This window comes from Streptomyces sp. NPDC050534 (assembly GCF_044457745.1).
Lineage (GTDB): Bacteria > Actinomycetota > Actinomycetes > Streptomycetales > Streptomycetaceae > Streptomyces.
Genome location: NZ_JBITHF010000001.1, coordinates 1,018,199 through 1,030,672, shown reverse-complemented (window position 1 = coordinate 1,030,672; position 12,474 = coordinate 1,018,199). Strand labels below are relative to the sequence as shown.

The window sequence follows — 12,474 nt, the reverse complement described above, 5'->3', positions numbered from 1 at the left end:
GTCAGGATCCCTGCGAGGCGCCGCTGGTGGCGGACGGCGCTCCGGCACCGGGCGCCGCCTCACCGCTGCTCGGCGAAAGGCTCGACCCGTTCGGTGCGCCGCCGGAAGTCTGAGCCGCCGGGCTCGACGCGGCCCCCGAGGGGGTGACCGGCGCCGTGGTGCCGGTTCCCGACGGGCTGCCGGAGGCCGGCGGGCTGGTGCCGGGGGAGGCCGGGCTGGTTCCGGGAGAGGCGGGCGGGGAGCCGGTCGGTGTGGTGGCGCCCGTGGGCCCGGTCGGTGCGCCGGAGTCCTGCGCGGGATGGGAGGGATCCTGGCCGCGGGTTGCGGGGTCGGTCGGTGAGCTGGACGGCCGCGGGATGCCGGAGGGCGACAGGGACGCGCCACCGGACCCGGGTCCGACGGACGCACCGGGCTGCCGGCCCGGCGGCTCCTGAACGGTGCCGGGCTTCTCGGAGGGCAGGCCCGGCACGGGCAGCACGGTCCGCGGGGCGAACGGTGTCGCGCCCAGGAAGCTGAGCACCAGCACGCCGGTGTACGCGGCGCACAGCGCGCCCGCCGTGTAGGCGAGGCGCCGCATCCGCAGGCCGCGGCGCCCGCTGGTGTCGACGAAGACGGGATCGCGGCCCGCCTCTCCCCCGGCGGCGGGTGCCGCTTCCGGCGGGATCAAGCGCACTGTGTCGGTGTTCGCCTCTCCACTGCCCGGATGCCCGGGCCGGGGCAGCTTCACATGCGGACGAAGCATGACGCCCCCTTCACGCCCTTTTGTCCCTTTCAGCTTCCATCGGGAAACGGAAATCCCCAAGAGGCCGAGCGGCACACAATGCGGGTCGACCGGGTCCTCCCGGCGGCACGCCGACCGCTCCAGCCTGGCAGCAGGAGACGTTTCGGGGAGGGGTAGGCCATGGCGTCCGTCATCTTCGACAAGGCAACACGCCGCTTCGCCGGGATGGACCGGCCGGCCGTCAGCGAGCTCGATCTCCGGATCGCCGACGGTGAGTTCATGGTGCTGGTCGGGCCGTCCGGCTGCGGCAAGTCCACCAGCCTGCGGATGCTCGCCGGGCTCGAGGAGGTCGACTCCGGGGCGATCCGCATCGGCGACCGCGATGTCACCCACCTGCCGCCCAAGGACCGCGACATCGCGATGGTGTTCCAGAACTACGCGCTGTACCCGCACATGACGACGGCGGCCAACATGGGCTTCGCCCTGAAGATCGCCCGTATGCCCAAGGCGCGCGTCCGGCGGCAGGTGGAGGAGGCGGCCGCCATCCTGGACCTCGGGGACTACCTGGACCGCAAGCCCAAATCGCTTTCAGGGGGCCAACGGCAGCGGGTCGCCATGGGCCGGGCCATCGTCCGTGAGCCGCGCGTCTTCCTGATGGACGAGCCGCTGTCCAACCTGGACGCCAAGCTGCGGGTGCAGACCCGGACCCAGATCGCCGTACTGCAGCGCCGCCTGGGCACCACCACCGTCTACGTCACCCACGACCAGGTCGAGGCCATGACCATGGGCGACCGGCTCGCCGTACTCAAGGACGGGGTGCTGCAACAGGTGGGCACGCCCAAGGACGTCTTCGAACGCCCCGCCAACACCTTCGTCGGCGGCTTCATAGGGTCGCCCGCGATGAATCTCTTCCGGCTCCCGTTCACCACGGAGGGGGTCCAACTGGGCGGACTGCTCGTGCCGTTGCCCCGAGAGACACTGTTGGCCGCCGGTGCCGAGGGCGCCACGGAGGTCACGCTCGGCGTCCGCCCCGAGCGGTTCGACGTCCTCTCGCCACAGGACCTGGAGACCCCCGGGCTGGAGCTCGAGGTGGACACGGTGGAGGACACCGGCGCCGTCGCCTACCTGCACGCGACCGCAAAGGTCGGCCAGGAGCTCGCCCCGGTGGTCGTGCGCCTCCCGGGACGGCCCACCCAGGACAAGGGCGCGCAACTGCGCGTCACCGTACGCCCGGACGGCGTCCACTGCTTCTCGGCGGTGACCGGCGCACGGTTCGGCCAGGTGCAGGACACGACCTCGATCCGCGTGCACCTTCCGCAGGACGCGACCCGGTGACGGACGCCGTCCCGGCCCGTGCCTCACGGCCGGGCCGGGACGGCGTGCATCTCCGCGTTGTCAGGCTGTACCGCCCGTGTGGCGCTCGGTGGCCGGAACGCCGGGGTGCCGCTCGACACGACGGACATGCGCGTCGGGCCCCGGGAACACGAGCGTCACCTCGTGCGTGTCCGACCAGCACACCTCGTACGGGGGCGATCCGTCCTCGTGACGCAGGCCGACGATCTCGCCGTCACGCCTGGTGGTTCCGGTGGTCGGGCTTTCGACTACAAGTACGTCACCGATGTGGGCTCGCATGGTCTCCACTCGCTTCCTCGAACTGCTCCTGTACTCAACGTCGCACGCGTGGCGGGCTGCCGCTTGGGCTCGAGACCCCCCTCCGAGGGGGCCGAACGGCCCGCTCGCCGGGCCGTTCGGCCCCTCAACAGGTGCTTGGGGGCTCTCCATCGGACGACTGGTTCCTGACACGCTTGAAAGGTGGGGCCGTCGGCTGCAAGTCCGACGGCCGCCCCACCGGGAAAGGAGGCACGACATGCAGCACCGCACTGTCGCCGACCTGATGACGCACGCTGTCGTCAGGGCCCGGCGCGACACACCGTTCAAGGAGATCGTCGAGCTGCTGGCGGAGAACGGCATCACCGCCGTGCCCGTGGTGGACGAACTGGACCACCCGCTGGGCGTGGTGTCCGAGGCGGATCTGCTGCGCAAGTGCTCCGCCCGGACCGATCCGTCCAGCGCCACTCCGGTTCCTCATCTGGAGGCATGGGAGCGGGCCAAGGCCGAAGGCGCCCGCGCCGAGGAGCTGATGTCGGCGCCCGCCGTGTGCGCACGTCCGGAGTGGACCGTGGTCGAGGCGGCCCGGATGATGGCCCTCAGGAACGTCAAGCGGCTGCCCGTCGTGGACGAGGCGGACCGGCTGAAGGGCATCGTCAGCCGCGGTGACCTGCTGCGGATCTTCCTGCGCCGGGACGACGCCATCCGCGACGAGATCGAGCATGACGTACTGCGACGGACGCTGGGCCTCGCTCCCTCGGACGTGACCGCGGAGGTGCGCGAGGGGCAGGTGACCCTCAGGGGAACCGTGGAGGTGCCCAGTCTGATCCCGATCGTCGAACGGCTGTGCCGGGACGTCGACGGCGTGGTCTCGGTCCAGGCGCACATCGGCTACCGGGTCGACGCCTCCCGGACGTCTGCCGGCACGGCCTGAGCACCGCGCGCCGTTCCTCGGTGACACCCGGCGGCTGCCGCACGAGATCGGGCAGAGCCAGCTCGCGGTCATGGGGCCGAAGGTCCTCGATCGCGGGTCCCAAGGCAGGTCGCCGCCGGGGGCACCGGCGCCCATGATGGAAGCGGAGACGCATGCTCTCCAGGTTCCCTACGGTCGGGAGGCGGCCATGAAGATCGGAGTACTGACCGGTGGCGGGGACTGCCCCGGTCTCAACGCCGTGATCCGCAGCGTCGTCCGCAAGGGCACCCAGGAGTACGGCTTCGAATTCGTCGGCCTGCGCGACGGCTGGCTCGGCGCGCTCCGGGACGAGGTGGTGCCACTGGACATCGCCGCCGTACGGGGCATTCTGCCGCGCGGCGGCACCATCCTCGGCTCCTCCCGGACCAATCCGTTCAAGCACGAGGACGGCGTGCGGCGTATCAAGGACAACCTGGCCGCCCGCGGCATCGACGCGCTCGTCGTGATCGGCGGGGAGGACACCCTCGGCGCGGCCACCGAGCTGAGCCGTCAGGGCGTACCGCTGGTCGGCGTACCCAAGACCATCGACAACGACGTGGCCGGCACCGACTACACCTTCGGCTTCGACACCGCGGTCGGCATCGCCACGGAAGCCATCGACCGCCTCCACACCACCGCCGAGTCGCACATGCGCACCCTCGTGGTGGAGGTCATGGGCCGGCACTCCGGATGGATCGCCCTGCACGCCGGCATCGCCGGCGGCGCCAACGTGATCCTCATCCCGGAGCAGCCGTTCGACATCGACCAGGTCTGTGCGTGGGTGAAGGACCGCTTCAAGATCAACTACGCGCCGATCGTCGTCGCCGCCGAGGGAGCCCTCCCCAAAGAGGGACACATGATCCTCCAGGACCGGACGCTGGACGAGTACGGCCATGTGCACCTGTCCGGCATCGGCGAGTGGCTGGCCCAGGAGATCTCGCAACGCACCGGCACGGACGCCCGCACCACGGTCCTCGGCCACGTCCAGCGAGGCGGCACGCCGAGCGCCTTCGACCGGTGGCTGGCCACCCGGTTCGGGCTGCACGCCGTCGACGCGGTCAAGGACGGAGACTTCGGCACGATGGTGGCCCTGCACGGCACCGAGATCGTCCGGATCCCCCTCGACGAGACCAGGGGCAGGACAAAGGTGGTGGACCCGTCGCTGTACGACGAGTTCGAGGTGTTCTTCGGCTGATCCGCACCATCGTGGGCCGGTGTGCGGCACGACCGCCACCGGCCACTCTCGGGAGGAACGATGACCGACATCCAGTCGCTGCTGGGCGACGACGCCAAGGACCTGATGACCCACACCTCCCTGGGGATCCCCAAGGAGGACCTGGTACTGCCGGGTTATGACTTCGTCGACCGGGTCGTGGCCGCGACGGACCGCCCGCCCCGGGTGCTGCGCAACCTGCAGTCCCTCTTCGACCACGGCCGCCTGGCCGGCACGGGGTACGTGTCGATCCTGCCGGTCGACCAGGGCATCGAGCACTCCGCGGCATCGGCGTTCGCGCCCAACCCCCGCTACCTCGACCCGAAGAACATCGTCGAACTCGCCCTCGAGGGCGGCTGCAACGCGGTCGCCAGCACACTGGGCGTGCTCGGCTCCGTCTCGCGGCGCTACGCGCACCGCATCCCCTTCATCGTGAAGCTCAACCACAACGAGCTGCTGACCTACCCGAACCACTACGACCAGGTCATGTTCGGCAACGTCCGGCAGTGCTTCGACCTCGGCGCGGCGGGCGTCGGCGCCACCGTCTACTTCGGCTCCGAACAGTCGGACCGCCAGCTGCGGGAGGTCAGCGAGGCCTTCGCCAAGGCGCACGAACTGGGCATGTTCACCGTGCTGTGGTGCTACCTGCGCAACTCCGCGTTCAAGAAGGACGGCGTGGACTACGCCGTGTCGGCCGACCTCACCGGCCAGGCCAACCACCTCGGCGTGACGATCGAGGCCGACATCGTCAAGCAGAAGCAACCGGAGAACAACGGCGGCTACCGCGCGCTGGACTTCGGCAAGACCCACCCGCTCCTGTACAGCGAGCTGACCACCGACCACCCGATCGACCTCACCCGCTGGCAGGTGGCCAGCTGCTACATGGGCCGGGTCGGACTGATCAACAGCGGTGGCGCCTCGGCCGGCCAGGACGACCTCGCTCAGGCCGTGAGGACGGCGGTCATCAACAAGCGGGCCGGCGGCACCGGTCTCATCACCGGCCGCAAGGCCTTCCAGCGGCCGACCCGCGAGGGCGTCGAACTCCTCCACGCCGTACAGGACGTCTACCTGGACGACGGCATCACGATCGCCTGACGGACGGTACGACGAGACGCGGGAACGCGGTCCCGGTCACTTCCGGGACCGCGTTCCCGCGTCCACCGCCGGCGGCGGTCCGGTTACGTCCGCACCTCACACCGGCGTCACCTCGTCGAGGCTGACGGAAAGCGGGTGAGAGGTGGCCCCGGCGTGCCGCAGGCGCCGCTCGGCCTCTTCCCTGCTGGGCGGCTGACGGGTGAAGACGTCCTGCCCGACGGCCGTGGCCTCCCAGGTGTTGGCCGCGATCGCGGAGGCCGTGAGCAGCCAGGTGACACAGAGCTGCTCCCCGTCGTCCGCGTAGTACTGGCCGCTCCAGCTGGTCACCGAGCAGGCGTCGGTCTTCCCGTTGCGCCAGGCCACGGTCCACCCGAGCGGGGTCCCGTGGTCCGGGAAAGCAGCCGTCTCGTAACGGCCGACCAGCGGGTAGGCCCCCACCGCGTGCCCGGCGTGCGACTCATAGGTGCCCCGGATGCAGCCGGTGGGGTCGGCCGTGATCCGCATGTGCGAGCCGAACTCGTTGTACCAGTCTCCGGTGATGCTCATCGCTCGCTCCTCCTTGGTTCGGCTTGGGCCGCCGGCGGGCGCCGACCGTGTCCGTGGCTCGGGCAGGGTGCGGATGCCAACACACCCCTCCCTCCACTACAGGCGCGTCGCGGCCCGCCCACCAGGGCCGAACAGACCACCTCAGGGCCCAGAGCGAGCGGCTACATGTGGCCGGAAACTCCGCTGGCCAGGTGTGGCCGAATGGTGTCCGGGCGGTGGGTGAGACGGTCGACGACCGCCACCACTCCATCCACGTGAGCAGCGATCTGCGCCGCGAGTTCAGCGTCGCTGCGCCCCTCCAGGTGCCCCCTCAGCGTCACCACTCCCGCCTCGACGGTGACGTCCACTGCGTGGCGCGGCAGGCCGAGCCCCCGGGTCACCTGTTCCATCACGTCCCGGCGCGTCTCCTCGTCCGTACGCAGGAAGACCCGCAGCAGGTCGCCTCGGGTGACGATCCCGACCAGGCGGTCCTTGTCGTCCACCACCGGCAGCCGCTCCACCTTGTGCTCGCGCATGGCCCGAGCGGCCTCGGTGACGTACTGCTCCGGAGTGACCGTGACCGCGGGCCGGGTCATGAGGTGCTCCGCCGTCCCGGCGCGGGCCTTGCTCGCGGCCGTACGGGCCGCGTGGGTCAGCTTCGGCAGACGAACGTGCCTGCGCCCGTGTCCCCCGTCCCTCTGTGTCTGATGCTGCAGCAGATCCGTCTCGGAGATCACTCCGATGACCTTCTGCCCATCGTCGACGACGGGCAGCCCGCTGATGCGGTGCTCCGACAACAGGCGGGCGACCTGCTTGAACGACGTCCCCCGACCGGTGCGCACGACCTCGTGGGTCATGACGTCCTTGATCCTCCAGTACCTCATCGCCGTCTCCTTCCTCCTTCCGTGCGCGTTGCCTTCTCTTCGGCCCGCTTCGCTCCACTCCCCCTCCACTGACCAGTCTTGACCCACGCGGCGCAGGCGGCATGGGCCCGGTCGGGCACAGATCGTTCCGGCCGTCCCATAGCCCGCGGACGACCCCGCGTTCCGCGCATGGGCACACATCGGAACAGCGAGACACGAGTGTCAAGGAAATACGTTGAAAATAGCCTGATTGAGGGAATCAAATTCGAAGCATCGTTCCTTCTTCCCCCAGGTGACCGGTCCCGCCGTAGGCTGGCCGCCTGCTGGCACCCCAGTCCCCGGTGGCCCGTTATCGTCTACGCCGCTCTCCGGGGGGAACATTCGGAGGGCCCGGCCTTTCAGGGGAGCCGCAGTGCAGCAGGCGACCGCATGGCCCACGGGGCACATACAGGTTCATGAAGCTGACGGACTGGTCGTGATCGAGTTCCACGGTGAGATCGACATCGCCGCCGCACTCCCGGTCATGTTCGAGTTGGACGCCGCAACCGCGGCAGCGGGGCAGACCGTGGTCGTCGACCTCACTCCCACCGAGTTCATCGACTGCTACGGCCTGAGGTTGGTGCACCGCGCCGAGCAACGGGTGAGGGAGCGGGGAGGACGACTGCTGCTGGTCTGCCCTCACCCGCTCATCCTGAAGATTCTCCAACTCGGGGGCTTGGGCAAACGTCTGGCCGTCCTGCCCACGATGGAGGAGGCTCGCGCACCCGAGCCCCGGGAAAGCGCTGGCTGAGCGATACAGCCGCGCGCCTAGGCCACCGCGTCCGCGACCGTCGCCCGGATGTCGAGGACCTCGTCGGCGCCGGTTATCTCCAGGATGCGTCGAAGCTGTGGTGCGGGTGAGGCCACACACAGCGACGTCGCTCGATGCGTACGTAGCAGCAGGTTCAAGAAGGTGGAGTCCGCGAACGTGAGGCCGGCCGCGTCCACTACGACCCGTGAGTGTTTCTTGGCCGCCGTCTCCAGCGCGTCCTGCATGGAGGCGATCGAGTTCGGGTCGTAGTCACCGTGAGCGACGACGACCCAGGCGCCCGCCCTCTCGTACTGGACCACGTCGGATCCGGTCGGAAGAGGTTCGCTGCTCTGCATCTGAGTCTCCGAAGTGGATCAGGCTGTCACGGAGGGCCGGTGAACAGTCCGTGCGTGTTCACCGGTGTCGAGGAGGGCCGGGCGGAAGGGCCAGGCGCGCTGCACTCAGGGGCGCGGTGGGCCGAGCCTTCGCGAAAGTTCGCCCTGGATGTCTGTCGCAAGCCGCCCGGTTCTGCCCCAAGCAACGACGAGCCCCGCCACGTGGCGGAGCTTGATGTTGGTACTCATGGACGTTTCGCGGAGTATGTCCCAAGCTTCGTCGGGTGAGAGTCGTCCGACGGCGATCAGCACACCCATCGCCTGATCGACGACGGCGTGCGATTCCACAGCGATTTCCAGCTGCCCGAGTCTGGACTCCAGGTCGTGTATCTGAGCGCTCTGGGCTTCTACGACCTGATCCATCCCGGGGCTTCGGTCGGCATCGTGACGCACGGTGGGCTCCAGGGTCCGGGGATCCACGACGTTTCCTCAATCGTCTGCCCCCCTCGTGCGAGCCGTACACGTGGGGCAGTCACCGGTGCAGCACGGACACCACTCGGGCGCCGTTGCTCCTTCTTCCAGGATCAACCCGCCGAGGACAGAGCGCATATTGCGCCGGTGGTTTGTTACAAAGCCAGGCCCTGGTCCTCCGGCCTGCTTCGAGGAAGGGACTCGACGGTGAGAGGCCATCCCGCGCGCCAGACCCCGGGGGGAGCGGGTCCATGCGCACTGTGGCCGCCGTCAGCGCCGACTCCGGCGGTGGCCGTGACGGGCCGCCTACCCCAATTCCCTTGTGTCATACCGGGGTTGACGAACCCGCGAGCCCTCCCGTGACGAGGCACGGAGCGCGCTCACGCGTGCAGCCCCGGGGCACCGATCAGCCCTGCGGTCCGGCCGGAGGCGTTTGAAGGGTGATGGTGAGCCAGCACGCCCAGCCGATCGGCTGCACGGCCCAGAAGCTGACCGCGCGGTACAGGAGCGTCGCGGCGATCGCCGATGCCGACGGCAGGCCGTACAGCACGAGCAGGGCGGAAAGGCTCGTCTCCACCACGCCGAGGCTGCCGGGGGTCAGCCGCAGACTGCCGGGGATCTGGGTGAGAACGTAGGCGAGCAGCAGTCCGTGCCAGGGCACGCCGACGTTCAGTGCCCACAGGGCCGCGGCCAGGCCGGCTATGTCGAGACCCCAGTTCAGCAGCACGAGCGTGAACGGGCGCAGCCATGGCCGAAGGCCCGGCTGCAGATCGCGGGCCTGCTCGATCAGGCGGGCCAGCGCCTGCTGCCCCTGCCCGACGCGACGTGAGCGCCGTCCGGCGCGCTGCCACGCTCGGTCCACCACCGCGCGGAAGCCGGCGAAGCGGGACGCCCCGAGCACCGCCAGGATGATCCCCACCACCGGCAGCAGAGCGACGAGGGGAAGCAGCACGGTGCGCAGCCCCGTCGGTCCGGCGGCGGCCACGCCGACCACGAACACGAGAGCCAGGCCCAGTGCCGACAGCACACCGGCCATGACCAGCACCGCCACCGCGAGGACCTGCTCCACTCCGCGGCGGCGCAGCTGACGGTAGACCCAGGCGGCCGAGAAGGCCGCCCCGCCGGGCAGCGCGCCGGCCACCGAGTTGGCGGCCACCACGACCGCCGTCGTACGGCGCAGGCTCCAGCGCACCCCGCCCGCCGCCAGCAGCCACCGGTACACGCCGGCGAAGCACACGAACGACAGCGCCTCGCACCCCACGGCGATCGCCACTGGCAGCGCGTGCACACCGGCGATGAGGTGATACGCCTGCGCCAGCTCACGCCGTCTCAGGACGGCGACCAGGACCACGGCCGCCGCGAGGAGCACCGCCCCCAGCCACCACAGCAGCCCCGGCCGTGCGGGACGGCCCGCCTCCCACCCGGCATGGCGCTCCGCCGCGGACACACGCCGCCCGGACATCAGCCGTCACCCTCGGCCGCACCCGGCGGATCCGCAGGGCGGTTGCGTTCCACGGCCGCCTCCTTACCGGCGTACGACCTGCTCGGCGCCGGTGGTGCGCCGGCTCGCACGGGCCCGCGATGCCTGGCTACGTGTAGAGGTGGATGTCGGACCGCCGCAGCACGTCCATGAACGTCAGATACTCGGCGACGACGATGTCGTCGTACAGCAGCCCTTCCCTGTCCACCCCGAAGCGCTGCATCGAGGGGCCGCACGCGTACAGCCGGGCGCCGAGCCTGCGCAGCTGTGCGATCTTCTCCTGGGGCGAGGCGTGTCCGGCCCTTTCCAGCCCGCGTCGGGCGAAGACCGTGAAGGGCCTGCTCAGACCGTGCAGCCTGGGGCGGAAGCGCGGGGTCAACGCCCTGACGGCCGGTCCCTGGAAGTAGAGCGACACCTGGGCTCCCTCCAGGGCCGCGGCGAGAGCGAACCCCAGGGGTGAGAGCAGTTGCTCCAGGCCGTCCTGGGAGATGACGAGGGCAAGGCTGAAGCCCGGCGGTGCGGTGCCGTGGCGCCGCAGCCGGTAGCGGACGGCGCCCTCGGCGCAGCCGGAGGAGAGGATCTCGGTGCCGTTCGAGCGGCACCACACGCGCAGGTCGTGGTCGATGAACTCGGCGTCGTCCGTGCGCAGTTCGAGCACGTCACCGTCGGCCATGCGGTCGAGGACGTCCGCGGCGCGGCCGACGATGTGCGTGGTGATGGTCTTGCCCCTCAGGTCCAGTCGCTCGGTCATCGAGCACCTCCAGGGTCGGCAAGGGCTCAGCTCCTTCCATGCAAGCGCCCCGGACGCCGGCCACGCCAGAAGCCGAAAGGGCACGCCTGCCCGAGGTGGACGGGGTCGTTCGGGCCACGCCGAAGACCGCTCGGCACCTGGACCGTCCGGACCCGGTCTGCGGCGGGCCGCACGGAGATCGCGGTCGAGGGAGTCCGAGACGGCGAGGTCGGCGCGGTGGACGGCCCAGGACGCCGGTCCCGGGGAGCGCCGCGCGGAGCAACGGATGCCGGGCACGCGGGCCGCACGAGGATCACCCGCGACGAGCGCGTCGTCGCCCGTCGGCCTCACGCGGGCCCGGCATGGGGGCAGGACCGACCTGACCTGCCCCTTCTCCGAGGAGCCGCCGTGGCGGCTCGTGCCGGTCCCCACACCGGCGCCACCCGCGGGACACACGTGCCGCTCCGGGCCGGCACCCCGCTCGGCCCAGGAGCAGACACACTCGGACGAGATCCGTCCCCCAATGGAATCCCGTCGCCGGTTGTCTCGTGGGTTCGCTCGACACCCTCGCACCACAGGCGCAGCCGCCACATGTGCCGAACGACCCAGCGAGGGGGCCGATCGGCCCATCATCCGGTGCGGGACGAATCCGGTCGCCCGTCCGACCACGCGTTCGCGGTGCCCGCCGCGACGGCCACCGCGAGGCTAGGCGTTCGCCTCCGACGCCGTCGGCGGCACCACCGCCACCGGGGCCGCCGCGTGCAGCAGGACGGCCTGGGTGACCGAGCCGATCATGCGGGCCGGGGACAGCAGGCGGCGGCGATGGCGGCCCACGACGACCAGTTCGGCGCCCTTGGAGGCGGCGACCAGCAGGCCGGCGGCGTCGCCGGGCAGCGCGTGCGCGTCGGAGCGGACATCGGGGTGCCGTGCGCGGTGCGGGGCGAGGAAGCCCTCGGCGAGGGTCCAGATCTCGTTCTCGACGGCGCTCTGGTCGATCATCAGCTCGGCGAACTCGCCGGAGGCCGCCCAGGTCCGCGGTGGCCAGCTGTAGGCGGCGATCGCCTGGAGACGGCAGCCGCGCTGCTCGGCCTCGAGGAAGGCGAAGGCAAGGGTCGTCCAGTCGGGGTTGTCGACGTCGATGCCGACGACCACACGGGGACCGGGTTCGACGGTCATGCCGTCGTGTACCTCGCGCCCGTGCCGGGGCACCACGAGTACCGGGCACTCGGCGTCACGGGCGGCGGCCATGCTGTTGGAGCCGAGCAGGAGGCCGGTGAAGCCGCCGCGCCCGCGCGAGCCGAGCACCAACAGCTGCGCGGCAGAGCCCAGTTCGGGCAGCACGGCACCCGGAGCGCCCTCCAGGGCCCGGTACTCCACGACCGGCAGGCCGGCCCGGCCCTCGAACCGCGCGCGCACCTGGTCCAGCACCGGATCATCCTCCGGGTCGGGCGGACCGGCGGTGAGCACGTCGGGCTGCGCCCAGGGCGCGTACTGCCGCACATGGGCCACCCGCAGCGGCACACCGCGGCGGCGCGCGGCGTCGACGGCCCGGTCCAGTGCGTACAGGCTGTCGTCCGACCCGTCGACCGCCACGATGACCGGCAGGCTGCTGCTCATGGGGTACCTCACCTCCGGAAGACGACCTTCCCCTCCGGGGCCAGCCTCGCTCAGGAGTCCGCCCCGTGAGGGCG

General features: G+C 70.9%; 14 protein-coding genes. 5 read left to right on the top strand and 9 right to left on the bottom strand.

The features are described 5' to 3' along the window. Window position 1 precedes the first annotated feature (1 nt). Window positions 2-742, bottom strand: a complete 741-nt coding sequence (locus ACIBN2_RS04795) for a hypothetical protein (protein ID WP_399132689.1) — start codon at window positions 740-742, stop codon at window positions 2-4. 159 nt (window positions 743-901) lie between these two features. Between ACIBN2_RS04795 and ACIBN2_RS04790 the strand changes: the two genes are divergently transcribed. Continuing rightward, on the top strand, window positions 902-2,056 hold the full coding sequence (locus ACIBN2_RS04790) for an ABC transporter ATP-binding protein (RefSeq protein ID WP_399132688.1): 1,155 nt from the start codon (window positions 902-904) through the stop codon (window positions 2,054-2,056). Between the two features lie 60 nt (window positions 2,057-2,116). On the opposite strand, the gene ACIBN2_RS04785 is transcribed toward ACIBN2_RS04790, so the two are convergent. Next, window positions 2,117-2,353 (bottom strand): DUF1918 domain-containing protein, encoded by a 237-nt coding sequence (locus ACIBN2_RS04785; protein ID WP_399132890.1) that lies wholly within the window; start codon window positions 2,351-2,353, stop codon window positions 2,117-2,119. A 235-nt stretch (window positions 2,354-2,588) separates the two neighbouring features. Here ACIBN2_RS04785 and ACIBN2_RS04780 point away from each other — a divergent pair, with 235 nt between their 5' ends. The 3 genes from ACIBN2_RS04780 (at window position 2,589) to ACIBN2_RS04770 (ending at window position 5,589) form a co-directional block, all read left to right on the top strand. Then, window positions 2,589-3,263, top strand: coding sequence for a CBS domain-containing protein (locus ACIBN2_RS04780; RefSeq protein ID WP_399132687.1), 675 nt, complete (start codon window positions 2,589-2,591; stop codon window positions 3,261-3,263). Window positions 3,264-3,450: 187 nt separating this feature from the next. Continuing rightward, entirely contained in the window at window positions 3,451-4,476 is a 1,026-nt protein-coding gene (locus tag ACIBN2_RS04775; protein WP_399132686.1) for a 6-phosphofructokinase, read from the top strand. A gap of 60 nt (window positions 4,477-4,536) precedes the next feature. Then, window positions 4,537-5,589 (top strand): class I fructose-bisphosphate aldolase, encoded by a 1,053-nt coding sequence (locus ACIBN2_RS04770; protein WP_399132685.1) that lies wholly within the window; start codon window positions 4,537-4,539, stop codon window positions 5,587-5,589. Between the two features lie 96 nt (window positions 5,590-5,685). Here the strand turns inward: ACIBN2_RS04770 and ACIBN2_RS04765 are convergent, their stop codons facing one another. Continuing rightward, window positions 5,686-6,135 (bottom strand): avidin/streptavidin family protein, encoded by a 450-nt coding sequence (locus tag ACIBN2_RS04765; RefSeq protein WP_399132684.1) that lies wholly within the window; start codon window positions 6,133-6,135, stop codon window positions 5,686-5,688. 161 nt (window positions 6,136-6,296) lie between these two features. Beyond that, window positions 6,297-6,998 carry a CBS domain-containing protein gene (locus ACIBN2_RS04760; RefSeq protein WP_399132683.1) on the bottom strand — a complete coding sequence of 234 codons (702 nt, stop codon included), beginning with the start codon at window positions 6,996-6,998 and terminating at the stop codon, window positions 6,297-6,299. Window positions 6,999-7,389: 391 nt separating this feature from the next. On the opposite strand from ACIBN2_RS04760, the gene ACIBN2_RS04755 reads away from it, so the two are divergent. Continuing rightward, window positions 7,390-7,767 carry an STAS domain-containing protein gene (locus ACIBN2_RS04755; RefSeq protein WP_399132682.1) on the top strand — a complete coding sequence of 126 codons (378 nt, stop codon included), beginning with the start codon at window positions 7,390-7,392 and terminating at the stop codon, window positions 7,765-7,767. Between the two features lie 17 nt (window positions 7,768-7,784). On the opposite strand, the gene ACIBN2_RS04750 is transcribed toward ACIBN2_RS04755, so the two are convergent. The 5 genes from ACIBN2_RS04750 to ACIBN2_RS04730 form a co-directional block, all read right to left on the bottom strand. Further along, a complete protein-coding gene (locus tag ACIBN2_RS04750) occupies window positions 7,785-8,123 on the bottom strand; it encodes an STAS domain-containing protein (RefSeq protein WP_399132681.1) in 339 nt (112 codons plus the stop codon). 105 nt (window positions 8,124-8,228) lie between these two features. After that, window positions 8,229-8,582, bottom strand: a complete 354-nt coding sequence (locus ACIBN2_RS04745) for an ANTAR domain-containing protein (protein WP_399132680.1) — start codon at window positions 8,580-8,582, stop codon at window positions 8,229-8,231. Window positions 8,583-8,979: 397 nt separating this feature from the next. Beyond that, window positions 8,980-10,035: a YbhN family protein gene (locus ACIBN2_RS04740; protein ID WP_399132679.1), complete on the bottom strand. Its 1,056-nt coding sequence runs from the start codon at window positions 10,033-10,035 to the stop codon at window positions 8,980-8,982. A gap of 127 nt (window positions 10,036-10,162) precedes the next feature. Beyond that, on the bottom strand, window positions 10,163-10,804 hold the full coding sequence (locus ACIBN2_RS04735) for a DsrE family protein (RefSeq protein ID WP_399132678.1): 642 nt from the start codon (window positions 10,802-10,804) through the stop codon (window positions 10,163-10,165). A 684-nt stretch (window positions 10,805-11,488) separates the two neighbouring features. Beyond that, window positions 11,489-12,400 (bottom strand): universal stress protein, encoded by a 912-nt coding sequence (locus ACIBN2_RS04730; protein WP_399132677.1) that lies wholly within the window; start codon window positions 12,398-12,400, stop codon window positions 11,489-11,491. Between the last annotated feature and the right edge of the window lie 74 nt (window positions 12,401-12,474).